This is a genomic window from Enterobacter cloacae complex sp. 2022EL-00981, assembly GCF_028737495.1.
Taxonomy (GTDB): domain Bacteria; phylum Pseudomonadota; class Gammaproteobacteria; order Enterobacterales; family Enterobacteriaceae; genus Enterobacter; species Enterobacter cloacae.
The window spans coordinates 42,315-61,912 of record NZ_JAQZRK010000026.1; the positions used below are offsets into that span (position 1 = coordinate 42,315).

Sequence of the window (19,598 nt, forward strand, 5' to 3'; positions counted from 1 at the left end):
GAGCGTAAGTAAAAATGACCCGACGCGCTGACCGTTTGTTTCAGATAGTACAGATCCTGCGGGGCCGACGTCTGACAACGGCAGCGCATCTTGCGGACCGGCTGGGCGTTTCTGAGCGCACGGTGTACCGCGATATCCGCGACCTGTCGCTTTCCGGCGTGCCGGTGGAGGGCGAAGCGGGGAGCGGTTACCGGCTGATGTCGGGGTTTGACCTGCCGCCGCTGATGCTGACAAACAAGGAGTCTGAGGCGCTGATTGTGGCTATTCGCCTGCTTACCACCTGGGGTGGGGAGTCGCTGTCGCGCGAACTGGAGTCTGCACAGGAGAAAGTGCTCGCGATCCTGCCCGAAGAGAGCCGCCTAAAGGCAGAGCAGACGCGGATCTACGCCCCGGATTTTGGCATGAAAAGCCACTCCCGCAGTGATTTTGATGTCATACATCAGGCGATCTCGGCCCAGCGCGTGCTCGTGCTGCATTATCGTGACGAAGCGGGGCAATTTTCAACGCGTGAGGTTCAGCCGCTGGGGCTGTTTTTCTGGGGAGAACGCTGGTTACTGGCGTCATGGTGTGAACTGCGCGATGACTATCGCTGTTTCCGTCTCGACAGATGCCTCAAAATTGTCCTTACGGAAAGGCGCTTTAGTGAGAGTGCAGACCGATCGCTGGCGGATTTTTTGCGCAAGGTGAAGCAGTAACAAGCCACGGGGAGAGGCCGCCCGCACAGGTTTTGTAGGCCGGGTAAGCGTCAGCGCCACCCGGCAACAACCACACGATTAGAAGTTGTAACCCACTACCAGGTAACCACCCCAACCGGTAGAACGGACGTGTTCGTTCATCCATACCAGTTTAGCGTCGTCGTTCCACTGGCCGCCGTTGTGCCAGTAACGCGCAACAACAGAGTAATGCCAGTGATCGTAGTTCAGCGCCAGAATGTGGCTGGAAGCGATGGAATCGTTGGTACGCTGCTTAATACCGTTCTCAGCGTAACCGCTCTTATCGCCCAGATCTGAACCCCAGTCAAAGTTGGTGAAGCCGATATAGCTCAGGTTGCCGCCCCACAGTTGGGTGATTGGCACAAAGTATTTCACTTTGAAACGGTAGCCATCCCATTCGTTTTCGTTTTCAGCGCCGTAGTTCTGCCACTGGTACTTAGCGTACACGTTCAGAGACAGGCTCATTGGCAGGCCCGTGTCGATGTCGGTACCCAGACCCATATACCAGGTGCTCTGGCGACCGGACTTGTTACGGCCCATGTCGTAGATATAGTTGTTCGCGAAATACCACTCTTTGAACGGACCAAACGCCAGGCTGGTACCAGTCAGTTTATCAATAGAGAAGCGCGGTTCGATCTCCATGAACAGTGGGGAACCGTGGTTCCAGATACCTTTTGCGTCGGTGTTACCACCGAAGAAGACCGGTGCATCCATATAGCCGTAGAAATCAAACCAGTCTTTCTTGGCGAACGCTTCGTACTCCAGGTAGGTATCGTTACGGATCTGAGGTCCGAAACGGGTGTGGTAGCTGCCGACCACGTTAACGCTCTGGTGCCACCAGTCGGAGAGGTATTGTGGTTTATCGTTTTCCGCTGCGTTAACAGTGAAAGAGGAGGACAATGCCAGCACGGCGCCGGCTGCGAGTAATGTTTTTTTCATAATCATGCCACTGATTGAAATTCCCTTCCGGGAGTGAAAAATGCGCGAATTGCGTTTCTAAATATTTCGTGTTTCTGCGGAGCCTATTATAGGAATCCTTGCTCACAAAAATATGTGTTGTTTCACATATCTCTCACACGCGTAATCGATTGCGTTCACGTTTGCGTACTTTAAGCGGCCGGGATTGTAGCGGCAATCATTTATGTTGCCAATCCATACGAAATGTAAATGTTAGCGGAGTGACATTTCACTCCGCTCAAAAGGAGGGGGATTACTGTGCGGCGGGTTGGATGTCGTGAATGCGGATAAAGCCTAACTGATCGGGCGTAAGGCCGCTTAACTGAAGCGGAATATCCACATCACTCGGCGCTAAAACACAGGCCGGGGCGGTGAAGAGCTGATTCTTCACGTTCACCTCCTGGTAATTCTCGGTGGTGCCCTGGATCTGGCCCCACTCGACGGTGCCGCTAAAGGCTGGCAGCGGATCGTTGGACTCACCCTGAATGCGTAATGTTGCGCGAGTACCATCCGCATTTGCCGCCACATTCACCAGCGACATTTTTAACGTGCCAACCTGGCTGTTGAGACGGGCAGGGGTGTTGGCCCCCGGCAGCAAATACACTCCGCTGGTGGATTTTGCATTCAGCGCGTTTTGCTGGGTGATCTTCACGGTCTCTTTGTTCAGTTTGTCCATTGCCGTATTGAGCGTATTCACGCTCTGTTTCATCTGGCGGACTTCGGTTTGCTGTGCACAGGCACTAAGGGTGAAGAGGCTCCCCACCAGCAGAATTTTCAGGTAACGTCTTGTCATTGCGTTTAATTCCTTGAAATAACGGATCACCGTAATGGTAGCCAGCATCATCCCGACAGACATAGATCCTTTGTCTCAAAAAGCTCTTCCTTTGTTGTCAGGCCAGTTCAGGGTAAAATGAAAGTCAGTTAACCAGATAACAGGGATACCGTATGCATTGCCCATTCTGCTCCGCTGTGGATACCAAAGTCATCGATTCTCGTCTTGTGGGCGAAGGGTCTTCCGTACGCCGCCGTCGGCAGTGTCTGGTATGTAACGAGCGTTTCACGACCTTTGAGGTGGCAGAGCTGGTCATGCCGCGCGTGGTAAAAAGTAACGACGTGCGCGAGCCGTTTAACGAAGAGAAGCTGCGCAGCGGAATGCTTAAGGCGCTGGAGAAACGCCCCGTCAGCGCGGATGACGTCGAAATGGCGTTAAACCACATTAAATCTTACCTTCGTGGTCTGGGTGAACGTGAAGTGCCCAGCAAGATGATCGGCAATCTGGTGATGGAGCAGTTGAAAAAGCTCGATAAGGTTGCCTATATCCGCTTCGCCTCTGTCTACCGCAGTTTCGAAGATATCAAAGAGTTTGGCGAAGAGATCGCCCGCTTACAGGATTGAGTCCATGCAGGATGAGATGTACATGGCGCGCGCCATGAAGCTGGCGCAGCGCGGTCGATTTACCACCCATCCCAACCCCAACGTCGGGTGCGTCATTGTTAAAGATGGCGAGATCGTGGGCGAAGGTTTCCACTACCGCGCGGGCGAGCCCCATGCTGAGGTGCATGCCCTGCGTATGGCGGGTGAAAAAGCGCGTGGGGCTACGGCCTACGTGACGCTTGAGCCGTGCAGCCATCACGGGCGCACACCGCCATGCTGTGAAGCGCTGATTGCGGCGGGAGTGTCGCGCGTTGTCGCTGCGATGCAGGATCCTAATCCCCAGGTGGCCGGACGTGGTCTGTACCGTCTGCAGCAGGAAGGGATCGATGTTAGCCACGGCCTGATGATGCAGGATGCGGAAGCCATCAACAAAGGCTTTCTAAAACGTATGCGTACCGGGTTCCCGTATATTCAGCTCAAGCTGGGCGCCTCACTGGATGGCCGCACGGCGATGGCGAACGGCGAAAGTCAGTGGATCACCTCGCCGCAGGCAAGGCGCGATGTGCAACGTCTGCGTGCGCAAAGCCATGCTATCCTCACCAGCAGTGAAACGGTTCTCGCGGACGATCCGGCCATGACCGTGCGCTGGAACGAACTGAATGCCGATACCCAGGCGCTGTATCCGCAGGAAAACCTGCGTCAGCCGCTGCGTATTGTCATTGATAGCCAGAACCGCGTCACGCCTGAACACCGCATTGTGCAGCAGCCCGGTGAAACCTGGATTGCCCGCACAAAGGAAGATTCACGCGACTGGCCGGAAAGCGTGCGCAGCATTATGGTGCCGGAGCACAACGGTCATCTGGATTTAGTGGTGCTGATGATGCTGCTGGGTAAGCAGCAGGTGAACAGCATCTGGGTGGAAGCCGGCCCGACGCTGGCTGGCGCACTGCTCCAGGCAGGTCTGGTCGATGAACTGATTGTCTACGTTGCGCCTAAACTGCTGGGTAGCGACGCGCGTGGCCTGTTTGTGCTGCCCGGCCTTGAAAAACTGGCCGATGCACCTCAACTCAAATTTAGCGAGATTCGTCCGGTGGGTCCGGATGTTTGCCTCCATTTAACGACAGCGTAATTGCTCCTGAAATAGGGAAGCAGTGCGCAAAGTATTATGATAAAATCCGCCCCCCTGCGGGGCCAAATGAACCCGTAAAGGAAGAGTATGAACATTATTGAAGCTGCTGTAGCTACCCCGGACGCTCGCGTCGCCATCACCATTGCGCGTTTCAACAACTTCATCAACGATAGCCTGCTGGAAGGTGCGGTTGACGCCCTGAAACGTATCGGCCAGGTTAAAGATGACAACATTACCGTTGTGTGGGTTCCAGGTGCTTACGAACTGCCACTGGCAGCGGGTGCGCTGGCGAAAACCGGTAAATACGACGCGGTGATTGCGCTGGGTACCGTTATTCGTGGCGGCACTGCGCACTTCGAATACGTTGCGGGCGGTGCAAGCAATGGTCTGGCGCACGTTGCACAGGACGCTGAAATTCCTGTCGCGTTCGGCGTGCTGACCACCGAAAGTATTGAACAAGCCATCGAACGTGCTGGCACTAAAGCCGGTAACAAAGGTGCAGAAGCTGCACTGACCGCGCTTGAAATGATCAATGTATTGAAAGCCATCAAGGCCTGATTTTTTTGTAAGGGGAATTCCGTGAAACCTGCTGCTCGTCGCCGCGCCCGTGAATGTGCCGTTCAGGCACTTTACTCCTGGCAGTTGTCCCAGAACGACATCGCTGATGTTGAATACCAGTTCCTGTCAGAACAGGACGTGAAAGATGTTGACGTTCTGTACTTCCGTGAACTGCTGTCGGGAGTGGCGACTAATAGCGCGTATCTCGATGGTCTGATGAAACCCTACCTCTCCCGTCTGCTCGAAGAGCTGGGTCAGGTAGAAAAAGCAGTGCTGCGCATTGCGCTGTTTGAGCTGTCTAAACGTGATGATGTGCCGTACAAAGTGGCCATCAACGAAGCGATCGAACTGGCGAAAACCTTCGGCGCTGAAGACAGCCACAAGTTTGTAAACGGCGTTCTTGATAAAGCAGCACCTGCGATCCGTCCCCACAAAAAGTGATCCGCAAACCGGAGCTCTGCATTGCCTGACGGGCAGTGCGGCTCCGGTTTTTTCTTTTATTTGCTGAGGCATAACGTATGGCATGCGGCGAATTCTCCCTGATTGCCCGTTATTTCGATCGTGTCAGAACCTCTCGTCTTGATGTTGAAACCGGCATTGGCGATGACTGTGCACTTCTCAATATTCCCGAAAAACAGACGCTGGCAATCAGCACCGACACCTTAGTGTGCGGGCGCCATTTCTTACCTGATATCGATCCTGCCGACCTGGCGTATAAAGCGCTGGCGGTCAACGTGAGCGATCTGGCTGCGATGGGGGCCGATCCGGCGTGGTTAACGCTGGCCCTGACGCTGCCAGAGGTCGATGAACCCTGGCTTGAAGCCTTTAGTGACGCTCTGTTTGAGCAGCTTAACTACTACGACATGCAATTGATTGGCGGCGATACCACGGCGGGGCCGCTATCGATGACGCTCGCGATCCACGGTTATGTGCCGGCTGGGCGCGCGCTGAAACGCTCCGGGGCGAAACCTGGCGACTGGATCTACGTCACCGGTACGCCGGGCGACAGCGCAGCGGGACTGGCGATCCTCCAGGATCGCTTAACCGTGAATGACACTGACGACGCGGCGTATCTGGTCAAACGCCATCTGCGGCCAACGCCGCGTATTCTTCACGGCCAGGCGCTACGCGAACGGGCAAGCTCAGCTATCGATCTCTCGGACGGGTTAATCTCAGACCTCGGTCATATTCTGAAGGCCAGCGGTGTCGGCGCGCGCGTTGACCTGGATCTGTTCCCGCTATCAGAGCAGCTGCTTCGACACGTCGAGCCTGAGCAGGCGCTGCGCTGGGCGCTCTCCGGCGGCGAAGATTATGAGCTGTGCTTTACCGTGCCTGAGCTCAACCGTGGGACGCTGGACGTGGCGTTAGCGCATCTCGGCGCGAAGTTTACCTGTATCGGCCAGATCATGCCGGAGAGTGAAGGGCTGAAGTTTGTGAAAGATGGTGCGCCCGTTACGCTGGACTGGAAAGGGTACGATCACTTCGGGTGATGTTGTGCGATCTGTACTGCCGGGTGGCGGCTTCGCCTTACCCGGCTTACGTATTTGAGGGTTAGGGAGAGGGATTACTTAAACCCTACCACCGGATGCTGCTGATACGGTGTCTCCAGCTCGGCAATCTGCTCCGGCGTCAGCGTGATATCCACCGCATTCAGCAGTTCATCAAGCTGCTCTTCCCGCGAAGTGCCAATAATCGGTGCCGCGACGCCGCGTTTACCCAGCAGCCATGCCAGCGCGACCTGGGCGCGGGTTGCTCCGGTATCGTCGGCGATCCCGGCTAACCGTTCGGCAATTAACGCATCGCTGGCTTCTGTACTGGAATAAAGATTTTTCCTACTTCATCCGATACCAGGCGGGCCGTGGTTTCCCCCCACGGACGGGTCAGACGACCACGTGCCAGCGGGCTCCACGGGATCACCGCCACGCCTTCCTGATAGCAGAGCGGTAGCATCTCGCGTTCTTCTTCGCGATAGATCAGGTTGTAGTGATCCTGCATGGTGACGAAGCGCGCCCAGCCATGTTGCGCCTGCAGAGCCAGCGCCTGAGCAAACTGCGACGCGTGCATAGACGATGCGCCGATGTAGCGCGCTTTACCGGCTTTCACCACATCGTTGAGCGCTTCAAGCGTCTCCTCAATGGGCGTGTTGTAATCCCAGCGGTGAATTTGCAGCAGGTCGACATAGTCCATGTTCAGGCGTCGAAGGCTGTCATCAATGGAACGCAGGATCTGGGCGCGAGAGAGCCCCTCAGCCAGATCGCCCACCGGGTAATAGACCTTGGTGGCGACGACGATTTCATCACGACGCGCAAAATCGCGCAGGGCACGGCCGACGATCTCTTCACTGCTGCCGTCGGAGTAGCTGTTGGCGGTGTCAAAGAAGTTAATGCCACCTTCAATGGCGCGTTTGATGATAGGGCGGCTGCTCTCTTCGGGCAGCGTCCAGGCGTGATTACCCCGGTCAGGCTCGCCAAAGGTCATACAGCCCAGGCAAAGTCGGGAAACGTTAAGATCCGTTTTTCCTAATGTCGTGTATTGCATGGTTCCACTCCTGCTTTTTTAAACAATACGTTTAAGCATAGCAGGAGCGGAAAAGGGGAAGGATCAGGCAAGCCAGCTACGAATTTTGGCTTCAATACCAGCGGCGTCCAGGCCAATTGCCGCGCGGGCTTCGTCCTGAGTACCTTGCGGAATGAAGTGATCCGGCAGACCAAGGTTCAGTACCGGAACGGCTTTACGGTTCGCCATCAGCACCTCGTTTACGCCGCTACCTGCGCCGCCCATGATGGCGTTTTCTTCCAGCGTCACCAGCACCTCATGGGTTTCTGCCATTTCCAGGATCAGGGATTCATCGAGCGGTTTCACGAAGCGCATATCCACCAGAGTGGCATTCAGCGCTTCAGCGACCTTAGCGGCCTCTGGCATCAGGGTACCAAAGTTCAGAATTGCCACTTTCTCACCGCGACGTTTCACCAGACCTTTACCTATCGCCAGTTTTTCCAGCGGCTGCAGCTCAACGCCTACCGCGTTACCGCGTGGATAGCGAACCGCGCTTGGACCATCCTGATAGTGATAGCCGGTATACAGCATCTGACGACATTCGTTTTCGTCGCTTGGTGTCATGATAACCATGTCCGGGATGCAGCGCAGGAAAGAAAGATCGAATGCACCCTGGTGCGTCTGGCCGTCAGCACCCACGATGCCTGCGCGGTCGATAGCAAACAGCACCGGCAGCTTCTGGATGGCAACGTCATGGATCACCTGATCGTAGGCGCGTTGCAGGAAGGTGGAGTAGATCGCCACCACCGGTTTGTATCCACCAATCGCCAGACCCGCCGCGAAGGTGACTGCGTGCTGCTCGGCAATCGCCACGTCAAAATACTGGTCAGGGTATTTTTTGGAGAACTCGACCATGCCGGAACCTTCACGCATAGCCGGGGTGATCGCCATCAGCTTGTTGTCTTTCGCCGCGGTTTCACATAACCAGTCGCCGAAGATTTTAGAGTAACTCGGCATACCGCCGCTGCTTTTTGGCAGACAACCGCTGGTCGGATCGAATTTAGGTACCGCGTGGAAAGTGATCGGATCTTTTTCCGCCGGTTCGTAACCACGGCCTTTTTTCGTCATGATGTGCAGGAACTGCGGACCTTTCAGGTCGCGCATGTTCTTGAGCGTGGTGACCAGCCCCAGCACGTCGTGCCCATCAACCGGGCCAATATAGTTAAAGCCCAGCTCTTCAAAGAGTGTGCCCGGCACGACCATGCCTTTGATGTGTTCTTCGGTGCGCTTGAGCAGCTCTTTGATTGGCGGTACGCCAGAGAAGACTTTCTTGCCGCCTTCGCGCAGCGTGGAGTAAAGCTTGCCGGAGAGCAGCTGTGCCAGATGGTTATTCAGCGCGCCGACGTTCTCGGAAATCGACATTTCGTTATCGTTCAGGATAACCAGCATGTCCGGCTTGATATCGCCCGCGTGGTTCATGGCCTCAAAGGCCATCCCGGCGGTGATGGCGCCGTCGCCGATCACGCAGACGGTGCGGCGCTGCTTGTTCTCTTTTTCGGCGGCCACGGCAATACCGATACCCGCAGAGATGGAGGTGGAGGAGTGGCCGACGCTTAAAACATCGTACTCACTCTCACCGCGCCACGGGAACGGATGCAGGCCGCCTTTCTGGCGGATCGTGCCAATTTGATCGCGACGACCCGTCAGAATTTTATGTGGATAGGCCTGATGGCCCACGTCCCAGATGAGCTGATCGAACGGCGTGTTGTAGACGTAGTGCAGCGCAACGGTCAGCTCGACCGTGCCAAGCCCGGAGGCGAAATGTCCGCTGGAGCGGCTTACGCTGTCGAGCAGATAGCGACGCAGCTCGTCGCACAGCTTCGGCAGGTTCTCTTTCGGCAACAGACGCAACTCCTGGGTGGAGTCAACTAACGCCAGTGTCGGGTATTTGGCAATATCAAAACTCATCAAAGGCTCATCGAGATAGTGTGTTTATTTATCACGCTGGATTATATAGTCCGCTAGCGCTTCCAGTGCCGAGGTATCGAGAGACTGCGCGGCCAGTTCATTCAGCGACTGGCGGGCTTCCTCTATCAGATCCCGGGCTTTACGCTGGGCTTGCTCAAGACCCAGCAGGGCGGGGTAGGTACTTTTGCCAAGCTGCTGATCCGCACCCTGACGTTTACCCAATGTTGCAGTATCGCCCACCACATCCAGAATGTCATCCTGAACCTGGAACGCCAGACCGATACTTTCTGCGTATCTGTCCAGAATCGGCAGGGCTTTGCGCCCCTGTTCACCCGCGCTCAGTGCGCCCAGGCGTACGGCGGCACGGATGAGTGCGCCCGTTTTATGCCGGTGAATACGCTCCAGCTGTTCCAGATTAACCTGACGTCCTTCTGCCTCCAGATCCAGCGCTTGCCCACCGCACATTCCGGCAACGCCGCTGGCCATCGCCAGCTCGGAAACCATTGCCAGACGGTCGCGATCGCTGACTTCTGCCATCGGCGCATCGCTCAGAATAGAGAATGCCAGCGTTTGCAGGGCATCCCCCGCCAGGATGGCATTCGCTTCGCCAAACTTAATATGGCAGGTTGGCTGACCGCGACGCAGATCGTCATCATCCATCGCCGGTAAATCATCGTGGATCAGCGAGTAGGCATGGATGCACTCAACGGCGGCAGCCGGGGCGTCCAGCGTAGTATCGCTGATACCAAACATATTGCCTGTGGCGTAGACGAGGAACGGGCGCAGGCGCTTTCCACCCAAGAGTGCGCCATAGTGCATGGCCTCAACCAGTGGAGTGTTCTGAAAAGGTTGTGGCGCAATAAAACGGCGCAGGGCGTCGTTGGCGCGTATGACTCGCGCCTGAAGCTCGTTAGCAAAATCCATTTACTCGGCGTCCGGTGTGAAAGGCGTTGTCTTAGCGTCTTCGCTATCGGAAAGCAGGATCTGCACACGCTGCTCGGCCTGCTGCAGTTTAACCTGCCCCTGGCGCGCCAGCTGCACGCCACGCTCGAATTCGTTGAGCGCCTCTTCCAGCGGTAAATCACCGCTCTCAAGGCGGGTGACGATCTGCTCCAGTTCACTCAGCGCAGTTTCAAAACTGGCCGGTGCGTCGTTCTTCTTCGGCATAGTGAATTGACTCTTATATTCTCAGCCCCGACATGGTAACGGACTCGGGGCAATTATCAAATAACGCGCAATGTGCACAGGAACGGCGCGATGGTGGTATACTTGCGCGCCTGGATGCAGCCACGGGTGTGGGCTGTAATATTATTTTCCATTACAAGCCTTAATACGCTTGCCTAAGAAACATTGCCGCCATGAAGTTTATCATTAAATTGTTCCCTGAAATCACCATCAAAAGCCAATCTGTGCGTTTGCGCTTTATTAAAATTCTCACCGGGAACATTCGTAACGTTTTAAAACACTACGACGAAACCCTCGCCGTGGTGCGCCACTGGGATCACGTTGAAGTCCGCGCGAAAGATGAAAACAAACGTCAGGACATTCGCGACGCGCTGACCCGTATTCCGGGTATTCACCATATTCTGGAAGTGGAAGATGTTCCGTTCACTTCCCTGCATGACATCTTCGAAAAAGCGCTGGTGCAGTATCGCGACCAGATCGAAGGCAAAACCTTCTGCGTGCGCGTGAAGCGCCGCGGCAAGCACGAATTCAGCTCTATCGAGGTGGAACGTTACGTTGGCGGCGGTCTGAACCAGCATGTTGAAACGGCGCGCGTGCGTCTGACCAACCCGGATGTCACCGTGAACCTGGAGATCGAAAACGATCGCCTGCTGCTGGTGAAAGGGCGTTACGAAGGTATCGGCGGCTTCCCAATCGGTACCCAGGAAGATGTGCTGTCCCTGATTTCCGGTGGTTTCGACTCTGGCGTCTCCAGCTACATGCTGATGCGTCGCGGCTGCCGTGTGCATTACTGCTTCTTTAATCTGGGCGGCGCGGCGCATGAAATCGGCGTGCGTCAGGTGGCACACTATCTGTGGAATCGCTTTGGCAGCTCGCACCGCGTGCGCTTTGTGGCGATCAACTTCGAGCCAGTGGTTGGCGAAATCCTGGAGAAAGTGGATGACGGCCAGATGGGCGTGGTCCTCAAGCGTATGATGGTGCGTGCGGCCTCTAAAGTAGCGGAACGCTACGGTGTGCAGGCGCTGGTCACCGGTGAAGCGCTGGGTCAGGTTTCCAGCCAGACGCTGACCAACCTGCGTCTCATCGACAATGTCTCTGACACCCTGATCCTGCGTCCGCTGATCTCTCACGACAAAGAGCACATCATCGATCTGGCGCGCGAAATCGGCACTGAAGATTTTGCCCGTACCATGCCAGAGTACTGCGGCGTGATTTCGAAGAGCCCGACGGTCAAAGCGGTGAAGGCGAAGATCGAAGCGGAAGAAGAGCACTTCGATTTCAGCATTCTGGATAAAGTGGTGGAAGAAGCCTCCAACATCGACATCCGTGAGATTGCCCAGCAGACCGAGCAGGAAGTGGTTGAAGTTGAAACCGTGAGCGGTTTCGGTGCCAACGACGCGATTCTGGATATCCGCTCCGTTGATGAGCAGGACGACAAGCCGCTACAGGTGGAAGGGGTGGAAGTGGTTTCTCTGCCGTTCTATAAGCTGAGCACCAAATTTGGCGACCTCGACCAGAGCAAAACATACCTGCTGTGGTGTGAGCGTGGGGTGATGAGTCGCCTGCAGGCGCTGTACCTGCGTGAGCAGGGCTTTGCGAATGTGAAGGTGTATCGTCCGTAGTTTTTTGCGGGTGTGTGTGTGGCTTGATGCCCTCACCCCGACCCTCTCCCACGGGGAGAGGGCGCAAACATTAAAAACGGCAACCTGAGGTTGCCGTTTTGCTTTTACCTACCGCCACCCGGCTTTTCTTTGCACTACTCTTCATAGTAGTTATAAATCCCCGCCGCCATCACCAGCGTTGAGGCGACTTCGTAGGCTTTCTCTCGCCCGACCAGCAGGTCAACAATCTTTAAGCCAAAGTCTATCGCGGTACCTGGCCCCTGGCTGGTGAGCAGGTTGACGCGCGGATCCCAGACGACGCGTTTATCCACCCACTGCTCTTCCGGGATGGTCTCTTTCAGCCCCGGGAAACCGGTCATGTTACCGATGGGAAAGATATTATGCGGAACCAGCACGGTGCCGGCGGCGGCACAAATGGCAGCAACGATACGTCCCGACAGATGAAACTGTCTGACGGTTTCGACTAACAGAGTGCTGTCGCGAAAATACTCCGCCCCTTTCAGGCCGCCGGGCAGCACGATGATGTCATAGTCCCCGTCGGCCACCTGTACCAGTGGCGCATCCGCGAGGAGTTTCACTCCTCGGGAACAGGTAATAGCCAGGTTGCCATCGCTGGCGACGCTGGCGGTGGTCACCTGAATACCACCACGCACCATGATATCGATGGTGGTGACCGCTTCTGTCTCTTCGCTACCAGGGGCGAGGCAAACCAGTGCCGACGCGCTCATATTCACTCTCCTTACGTTTTACCAGGTCATACAGGCGGGCGTTTTCCGGCACAGTGATACCGTGTGCGCGGGCGCGTTTTAACAGATAGCCGGTGATGTAGTCGATTTCCGTGTGGCGTAGCGCCCGAACATCCTGCAACATGGATGAGATATTTTCTGCCGTACTATCAATAACCTGCTCGACATAATAGCGTAAATCATCCGCCGATGTGTGTAAGCCTTCACGCTCGATCACCGAGGCGACCTCGGCACAGAGGGTGGCAACCTCCTGCGGATGGTGCTTCAGTTCCCCGTTCGGGCAGTCCCACAGCGCCGTCAGCGGATTGATCACACAGTTAACGGCCAGCTTACGCCACAGCTGAGGGCGGATGTTGTTGTGCCAGGCCACGTCCGGAAGCACCGTTTGCAGAGTGTCTGCCAGATAACTGTAGTCGCCATCCTGGTCCCGGGCAGGTCCAATATGCGTGACGCCGCTGGCCACGTGCACAATGATATTGCCGTCACGGCGTGCGGCGTGCGTGGTGGTGGCCATCAGCAGCGGCTGCACAATGCTTTTCAGTTCATCAATCGTCCCCATGCCGTTATGCAGGAGTAAAACGGGCGACGTGGGGGGAAGCTGGGCGGCCAGCGCTTTTACCGCATCTGAAACTTGCCACGCTTTGAGCGTCACCAGCAGCAGGTCGCTATGCGCCAGGAAATCAGGATCGTTCGCGGTGAGGGATTCGTTAAAGATACTTCCGTCTTCACCAATCAGGTTTACACTGCAATAGGGCTGAGGTACGCGCAGCCAGCCCTGAACTTCGTGTCCGTGCTTGCATAGTGCGGTCAGCCAGAGTTGACCAAGGGCTCCGCATCCGAGCACTGTAATTTTCATTGTTCCTCCTCACCTGCAACTGCGCCAGGTGTTACGGCCTAAGTATAGCGCCGTCAGCTAAGCTTCTGTTGAGTTATGCCTCGTAGCGGGTATTATGCAACGCAACAAAAATGAAGGGAGAAGAAAAGATGCCATCTTTCGATATTGTTTCCGAAGTTGATATCCAGGAAGTTCGCAACGGCGTAGAAAACGCAACCCGCGAAGTTGAGTCACGTTTCGATTTTCGTGGCGTTGAAGCCTCGTTTGAGCTGAACGATGCCAATAAGACCATTAAGGTGCTGAGCGAATCTGATTTCCAGGTCAACCAGCTGCTCGATATTCTGCGTGCCAAGCTGTTAAAACGCGGCATTGAAGGGACCTCGCTGGATGTACCGGAAGAGTTCGTGCACAGCGGTAAAACCTGGTTTGTTGAAGCCAAACTGAAGCAGGGCATTGAGAGCGCGGTTCAGAAGAAAATCGTTAAGCTCATCAAAGACAGCAAGCTGAAGGTTCAGGCGCAGATCCAGGGTGAAGAAATTCGTGTTACCGGAAAATCCCGTGATGATCTGCAGTCCGTCATGGCGCTGGTGCGCGGCGGCGATCTGGGACAACCGTTCCAGTTTAAAAACTTCCGCGATTAAAACGAAAAAGCCCGGTTTAACCGGGCTTTTTTTCAGGCTTTCAGCGCCTGTTCAACTTCAAAGCGGTTTGTCACCTTACTGTCTATTTTGACATACGCGCTGCGCTCTTCTGCCGCGAGAAGCACTTCACTCACGCCCTCTGTCGATGCAAGACGCTGTTTCAGCGCATCGTTAATCTCAACGTCGTCAGGAATTTCTACCCGCAGGCTACTGACGTAGCGCGGCTCTTTCATGGTACCGGCAACCAGCAGCCAGACCGTCGCCAGCAGTGCGCCTGCGAGGAAGACGGTTTGGGAATCAAACAGGCCGTCGACCCAGCCGCCGAGGGCACCGCCAATGGCCACGCCGATGAACTGGCTGGTGGAGTAAATCCCCATCGCCGTGCCTTTATAACCGGCAGGGGATTCTTTGCTGATCAGCGACGGCAGCAGGGCTTCCATCAGGTTAAACGCCAGGAAGAAGAGCTGCACACCGGCAACCAGTTCCCAGAAGTGGGGGCCAGCGCCCCAGAGCACGATCTCGGCAATCAGCAATACCGCCACACAGCCAATGAAAACGCGCTTCATTTTGCGCTTCACTTCGGCATAGATAATAAACGGTACCACCGAGACGAACGAAATCACCATCGTCACCAGATAGATTTTCCAGTGTTCTGCCGCCGGGAAACCTGCGGCAGCCAGTTGACCGGGCAGGGCGACAAAGGTCGACATCAGCAGAATGTGTAGACACATAATGCCGAAGTTAAGCTTCAACAGGCGCGGCTCAACCAGTACCTTGCTAAAGCAGCCTTTGACCATCCCGGATTCACGGTTGAGGACGTGGTTTTTGCTGTCCGGTACCACCCACAGCGTTAAGGCAATACCGATGGTCGCCAGCACGGCAATCATCCAGAACAGGGCGTGCAGGCCAAGCGTGTGGGTAATAATGGGGCCGAGCACCATCGCAATCGCAAACGTGACGCCAAAGCTCACGCCGATAAATGCCATCGCTTTGGTACGGTTCTGTTCACGGGTTAAATCCGACAGCAGCGCCATCACGGCGGCGGCAATCGCGCCGGAGCCCTGCAGGGCGCGGCCAAGAATAATTCCCCAGATGGAGTGGGAGAGGGCGGCAATGATGCTACCGAGCACAAAAACCAGCAAACCACCGACAATGAGCGGCTTGCGGCCGACGCGGTCAGAGAGCAGACCAAACGGGATCTGGAATACCGCCTGAGCCAGACCATAAATACCAATCGCCAGGCCAATCAGCGCTTCGCTGGCGCCCTGCAATGCCATGCCGTACGTGGTCAGAACAGGCAGGACCATAAACATGCCAAGCATCCGTAGCGAGAAAACAGTCCCTAAACCCCAGGTCGCACGCAGCTCGCCCGGTGTCATTTTATAATCGTTCATTGCCACCTCAATTCAAAAGCAGGCCATAGTGTAGTGCGGGGAAGGGGCGGGGTAAATAAAGGGTTATTTAACAAATATTACATGCGTTATTGATAGATTCAGTGAATAAAAAAGGGTGCCGAAGCACCCCTTTATTCACCTGTTGTGGCTTACCAGACGTAAGTCAGCAGGTTATGCGAATCCGGCACCATAAAGTCCACGGACATCATCACGGACAGCGAGGTGATGGCAACAATCGAGAACACAAACAGTTTGCGAGCCCAGACTTTGTCATCTTCCACTTTGTAACCGCGCAGGGCCATACCGAGCCACCAGACGCTTACCGCTGCGGCCACCGCCAGATATTTATACCCGGCGTAACCTCCCAGCGAGAGCATCAGCGTTGCCACGGCAAAGGCGATGATGTACAGCGTGATGTGGTTCTTGGCAACGGAAATACCTTTCACGACCGGCAGAACCGGAATGTTCGCTGCCTGATAATCCTTAAAGCGGAAAATCGCGATGGCATAGGAGTGCGGCATCTGCCACAGGCTAAAGATAGCCAGCAGGATCAGCGCACCGCTGTCGAACTCGTTCGTGACGGCGCAGTAGCCAATCACCGGCGGCGCAGCGCCGGAGAGAGAACCAATCAGCGTGCCGTAGACGGAGTGACGCTTCATATACAGGCTGTAAACGCCCACATACACCACGAACCCCATCACCCCCAGCCAGCAGGCCAGCGGGTTAGCACCAAACCACAGCAGCATAAAGCCAGCAATACCCAGCAAGGTGGCGTACACCAGCGAGACGGAAGGGGCGATCAGGCCTTTCACCAGCACCCGATTTTTGGTCCTTTCCATCTTCTTGTCGATATCCATGTCGATGTAGTTGTTAAATACACAACCGGACGCAACAACCAGTGACACACCGACCAGTGTGTAGATAAAGAGGGTGTAATCAATGCTGCCTTTGGAGGCCAGCAGGAACCCTCCGATCACGGAGATCAGGTTGCCAAAGATGATGCCTGGTTTCGTTACTTGCAGGTATTGCTTAAACATACTCGCCGCTCTTAGTGAACCATCATGTTGTAGTTAAGGTTCCACATAATCCAGATGGAACCGACTACCAGGATAGCGATGATAATCACGGTAAAGATGAAAGCCGTCATGTTCCAGCCTTCATCGGACTTGGTGTTCATGTGCAGGAAGCAAACCAGATGCACCAGAATCTGAATCACCGCGGTCACCAGGATTGCACCCAGAATAACCGGCTTAGACGCAGAACCGCTCATCACCATCCAGAACGGGATCACCGTCAGGATGATCGACAGGATAAAACCTGTCATGTAGGTTTTTACGCTACCGTGGGAAGCGCCATGATCGTTTGAATGACTCATTACATCGCCCCCATCAGATAGACAACAGAGAACACACAGATCCACACCACGTCCAGGAAGTGCCAGAACAGGCTCAGGCACATGATACGGGTACGGTTAGTGCTGGTCAGGCCGCGACGGGAGATCTGGAACATCAGAACCGCCATCCAGATCAGACCGGAGGTCACGTGCAGACCGTGGGTACCGACCAGCGCGAAGAACGCAGACAGGAAGCCACTGCGATCCGGCCCGAAGCCTTCCATAATCAGGTGATGGAATTCATAGATTTCCATCCCGATAAATCCTGCACCAAACAACCAGGTCAACGCCAGCCAGGAGACAACCTGGCTCTTGTTGTTTTTGTACATGGCGATAGCCGCCATGCCGTAGGTGATGGAGCTGAATAACAGCAGTGCGGTTTCAACCAGAACGAACGGCAGTTCAAAAATGTCCTTGCCGGTCGGGCCGCCCGCTGTGCCGTTCACCAGAACGGCATAGGTTGCGAACAGACAGCAGAACAGAATGCAGTCGCTCATCAGGTAGATCCAGAACCCGAAGACTTTCGTCGGTCCTGTATCGTGGTGCGCATGTTCATGCGCGTGGGCAGTCGAGTGCGCCAGAGTATCAGTTGCCATTTTTCAGCCCCGCTTTAGAAATCTCGTCGAAATGCTGATTTTCCAGCTTTTCAACTTCACGGACTGGTACGTAGTAGTCCACGTCCTCGTCAAAGCTCTTCACAATCCAGCTGATTACGATGCCAGCGAAGCCAACAATCGCCATCCACCAGATGTGCCAGATCATTGCGAAACCAAATACCGTTGCGAAAGCGGCAATCACGATGCCCGCTGCGCTGTTCTTCGGCATATGGATCTCTTCGTAATGGTCAGGTTGCTTGTACGCTTCACCTTTTTCTTTCATTTCCCAGAATGCATCACGTTCGTGAATGTGCGGCACTACGGCAAAGTTATAGAACGGAGGTGGAGAAGAGGTCGCCCACTCCAGCGTACGGCCACCCCATGGGTCACCGGTCAGGTCGCGGTTCAGGTTACGGTCACGGATGGACACGTAGTACTGAATCAGCTGGCACAGAATACCGCAGGCAATCAGCGCGGCACCGCCCGCTGCAACCATCAGCATTGGGTGGAACTGCGGATCGATCTGCTGGCTCAGACGACGGGTCATACCCATGAAGCCCAGCACGTACAGCGGCATAAATGCTACGAAGAAGCCAATGATCCAGAACCAGAACGCGCGTTTACCCCATTTCTCGTTCAGCGTGAAGCCGAACGCTTTTGGCCACCAGTAGGTTACGCCAGCGAAGCAGCCGAAGACCACGCCACCGATGATAACGTTATGGAAGTGCGCAATCAGGAACAGACTGTTGTGCAGAACGAAGTCAGCACCCGGTACCGCCAGCAGTACGCCGGTCATCCCACCTACGGAGAAGGTGACGATGAAGCCGATGGTCCACAGCATCGCTGAGTGGAACACGATACGGCCCTGGTACATGGTGAACAGCCAGTTGAAGATCTTCACCCCGGTAGGGATGGCGATAATCATGGTGGTAATACCGAAGAAGGCGTTTACGTTCGCGCCCGCACCCATAGTAAAGAAGTGGTGCAGCCAAACGATGAACGACAGAACGGTAATACAGACGGTTGCCCACACCAGAGAGGTGTAACCAAACAGACGTTTACGCGAGAAGGTTGCTGCGATTTCGGAGAACACACCGAAGACAGGCAGAACCAGAATGTACACTTCCGGGTGACCCCAGGCCCAAATCAGGTTGATGTACATCATCATGTTGCCACCCATGTCATTCGTGAAGAAATGGGTGCCCAGGTAGCGGTCCAGGGTCAGCAGCGCGATGGTGACGGTCAGAATTGGGAAGGATGCGATAATCAGTACGTTGGCGCACAGAGATGCCCAGGTAAATACCGGCATCTTGAACATGGTCATACCAGGCGCACGCATCTTTAGGATGGTCACGAAGAAGTTGATACCGGTCAGGGTGGTACCGACACCGGAGAGCTGAAGCGCCCAAATCCAGTAGTCAACGCCAACGCCCGGGCTGTACTCAATTCCTGACAGCGGTGGGTAAGCCAGCCAGCCGGTCTGAGCGAATTCGCCCACGCCCAGTGACAGGTTAACCAGGATAACGCCGACAACCGTAAACCAGAAGCTCAGGTTGTTCAGGAACGGGAACGCAACGTCGCGCGCGCCAATTTGCAGCGGAACGACAACGTTCATCAGACCGATAACCAGCGGCATCGCCACGAAGAAGATCATGATTACGCCGTGAGCGGTAAAGATCTGGTCGTAGTGGTGCGGTGGCAGGAAGCCGGCTTCACCCGCAGACGCGAGTGCCTGCTGGCTACGCATCATGATCGCATCCGCAAAGCCACGAATTAACATGACGATACCGACGATGCAGTACATGATACCGAGTTTTTTGTGGTCAACCGAAGTCAGCCACTCGTTCCACAGGTAGCTCCACTTACCGAAGTAAGTGATCAAGGCCAGTAAGGCCGCGCCACCGATGATAATGGCAGCCACCGTAACCATGATAATCGGTTCATGGTAGGGCACTGCATCCAGTGTCAATTTTCCGAACATTTTCTTCCTC

At 55.3% G+C, this 19,598-nt stretch carries 20 protein-coding genes and 1 pseudogene; 8 read left to right on the plus strand and 13 right to left on the minus strand.

Going from position 1 to position 19,598, the window contains the following annotated elements; translation table 11 throughout:
* Nucleotides 1–14 precede the first annotated feature (14 nt).
* A complete protein-coding gene (locus PUZ33_RS19190) occupies nucleotides 15–695 on the plus strand; it encodes a helix-turn-helix transcriptional regulator (RefSeq protein WP_058681181.1) in 681 nt (226 codons plus the stop codon).
* 78 nt (nucleotides 696–773) lie between these two features.
* On the opposite strand, the gene PUZ33_RS19195 is transcribed toward PUZ33_RS19190, so the two are convergent.
* A complete protein-coding gene (locus PUZ33_RS19195; protein WP_058681199.1) occupies nucleotides 774–1,652 on the minus strand; it encodes a nucleoside-specific channel-forming protein Tsx in 879 nt (292 codons plus the stop codon).
* Nucleotides 1,653–1,923: 271 nt separating this feature from the next.
* The gene (locus tag PUZ33_RS19200; RefSeq protein ID WP_058681198.1) at nucleotides 1,924–2,463 is read right to left on the minus strand and encodes a DUF3251 domain-containing protein; all 540 of its coding nucleotides are present in this window, start codon (nucleotides 2,461–2,463) and stop codon (nucleotides 1,924–1,926) included.
* 152 nt (nucleotides 2,464–2,615) lie between these two features.
* Between PUZ33_RS19200 and nrdR the strand changes: the two genes are divergently transcribed.
* The 5 genes from nrdR to thiL all read left to right on the plus strand — a co-directional run bounded on the left by nrdR (nucleotide 2,616) and on the right by thiL (nucleotide 6,221).
* Entirely contained in the window at nucleotides 2,616–3,065 is a 450-nt protein-coding gene (nrdR, locus tag PUZ33_RS19205; RefSeq protein ID WP_008503337.1) for a transcriptional regulator NrdR, read from the plus strand.
* 4 nt (nucleotides 3,066–3,069) lie between these two features.
* Nucleotides 3,070–4,173, plus strand: a complete 1,104-nt coding sequence (gene ribD / locus PUZ33_RS19210; RefSeq protein WP_028028139.1) for a bifunctional diaminohydroxyphosphoribosylaminopyrimidine deaminase/5-amino-6-(5-phosphoribosylamino)uracil reductase RibD — start codon at nucleotides 3,070–3,072, stop codon at nucleotides 4,171–4,173.
* A gap of 87 nt (nucleotides 4,174–4,260) precedes the next feature.
* Complete coding sequence (ribH, locus tag PUZ33_RS19215) at nucleotides 4,261–4,731, plus strand: 6,7-dimethyl-8-ribityllumazine synthase (protein WP_003859098.1); 471 nt, start codon at nucleotides 4,261–4,263, stop codon at nucleotides 4,729–4,731.
* Between the two features lie 21 nt (nucleotides 4,732–4,752).
* Nucleotides 4,753–5,172 (plus strand): transcription antitermination factor NusB, encoded by a 420-nt coding sequence (gene nusB, locus PUZ33_RS19220; RefSeq protein ID WP_006809908.1) that lies wholly within the window; start codon nucleotides 4,753–4,755, stop codon nucleotides 5,170–5,172.
* Between the two features lie 77 nt (nucleotides 5,173–5,249).
* Complete coding sequence (thiL, locus tag PUZ33_RS19225) at nucleotides 5,250–6,221, plus strand: thiamine-phosphate kinase (RefSeq protein WP_013095840.1); 972 nt, start codon at nucleotides 5,250–5,252, stop codon at nucleotides 6,219–6,221.
* Between the two features lie 74 nt (nucleotides 6,222–6,295).
* On the opposite strand, the pseudogene PUZ33_RS19230 reads toward thiL, so the two are convergent.
* The 4 genes and pseudogenes from PUZ33_RS19230 to xseB form a co-directional block, all read right to left on the minus strand.
* A pseudogene (locus PUZ33_RS19230) lies at nucleotides 6,296–7,269 on the minus strand (aldo/keto reductase).
* A 63-nt stretch (nucleotides 7,270–7,332) separates the two neighbouring features.
* Nucleotides 7,333–9,195: a 1-deoxy-D-xylulose-5-phosphate synthase gene (dxs, locus tag PUZ33_RS19235; RefSeq protein WP_023622252.1), complete on the minus strand. Its 1,863-nt coding sequence runs from the start codon at nucleotides 9,193–9,195 to the stop codon at nucleotides 7,333–7,335.
* A gap of 24 nt (nucleotides 9,196–9,219) precedes the next feature.
* Nucleotides 9,220–10,119, minus strand: a complete 900-nt coding sequence (ispA, locus tag PUZ33_RS19240; protein ID WP_014830869.1) for a (2E,6E)-farnesyl diphosphate synthase — start codon at nucleotides 10,117–10,119, stop codon at nucleotides 9,220–9,222.
* Complete coding sequence (gene xseB / locus PUZ33_RS19245; protein WP_008503331.1) at nucleotides 10,120–10,362, minus strand: exodeoxyribonuclease VII small subunit; 243 nt, start codon at nucleotides 10,360–10,362, stop codon at nucleotides 10,120–10,122.
* Between the two features lie 191 nt (nucleotides 10,363–10,553).
* On the opposite strand from xseB, the gene thiI reads away from it, so the two are divergent.
* Nucleotides 10,554–12,002 (plus strand): tRNA uracil 4-sulfurtransferase ThiI, encoded by a 1,449-nt coding sequence (gene thiI, locus PUZ33_RS19250; RefSeq protein WP_013095844.1) that lies wholly within the window; start codon nucleotides 10,554–10,556, stop codon nucleotides 12,000–12,002.
* 134 nt (nucleotides 12,003–12,136) lie between these two features.
* Here the strand turns inward: thiI and yajL are convergent, their stop codons facing one another.
* Nucleotides 12,137–12,730, minus strand: a complete 594-nt coding sequence (gene yajL, locus PUZ33_RS19255; RefSeq protein ID WP_013095845.1) for a protein deglycase YajL — start codon at nucleotides 12,728–12,730, stop codon at nucleotides 12,137–12,139.
* Nucleotides 12,693–13,604: a 2-dehydropantoate 2-reductase gene (gene panE / locus PUZ33_RS19260; protein WP_045902413.1), complete on the minus strand. Its 912-nt coding sequence runs from the start codon at nucleotides 13,602–13,604 to the stop codon at nucleotides 12,693–12,695. Before panE ends, yajL begins: the two co-directional genes overlap by 38 nt.
* Nucleotides 13,605–13,732: 128 nt before the next feature.
* Here panE and PUZ33_RS19265 point away from each other — a divergent pair, with 128 nt between their 5' ends.
* Nucleotides 13,733–14,224, plus strand: a complete 492-nt coding sequence (locus tag PUZ33_RS19265; RefSeq protein WP_008503327.1) for a YajQ family cyclic di-GMP-binding protein — start codon at nucleotides 13,733–13,735, stop codon at nucleotides 14,222–14,224.
* A 32-nt stretch (nucleotides 14,225–14,256) separates the two neighbouring features.
* On the opposite strand, the gene PUZ33_RS19270 is transcribed toward PUZ33_RS19265, so the two are convergent.
* The 5 genes from PUZ33_RS19270 to cyoB form a co-directional block, all read right to left on the minus strand.
* On the minus strand, nucleotides 14,257–15,618 hold the full coding sequence (locus PUZ33_RS19270) for an MFS transporter (protein WP_013095847.1): 1,362 nt from the start codon (nucleotides 15,616–15,618) through the stop codon (nucleotides 14,257–14,259).
* A 149-nt stretch (nucleotides 15,619–15,767) separates the two neighbouring features.
* The gene (gene cyoE, locus PUZ33_RS19275; protein WP_013095848.1) at nucleotides 15,768–16,655 is read right to left on the minus strand and encodes a heme o synthase; all 888 of its coding nucleotides are present in this window, start codon (nucleotides 16,653–16,655) and stop codon (nucleotides 15,768–15,770) included.
* An 11-nt stretch (nucleotides 16,656–16,666) separates the two neighbouring features.
* A complete protein-coding gene (locus tag PUZ33_RS19280; protein ID WP_006176899.1) occupies nucleotides 16,667–16,993 on the minus strand; it encodes a cytochrome o ubiquinol oxidase subunit IV in 327 nt (108 codons plus the stop codon).
* Complete coding sequence (locus PUZ33_RS19285; RefSeq protein WP_003859057.1) at nucleotides 16,993–17,607, minus strand: cytochrome o ubiquinol oxidase subunit III; 615 nt, start codon at nucleotides 17,605–17,607, stop codon at nucleotides 16,993–16,995. Before PUZ33_RS19285 ends, PUZ33_RS19280 begins: the two co-directional genes overlap by 1 nt.
* Nucleotides 17,597–19,588 (minus strand): cytochrome o ubiquinol oxidase subunit I, encoded by a 1,992-nt coding sequence (gene cyoB, locus PUZ33_RS19290; protein WP_013095850.1) that lies wholly within the window; start codon nucleotides 19,586–19,588, stop codon nucleotides 17,597–17,599. Before cyoB ends, PUZ33_RS19285 begins: the two co-directional genes overlap by 11 nt.
* Nucleotides 19,589–19,598 lie beyond the last annotated feature (10 nt).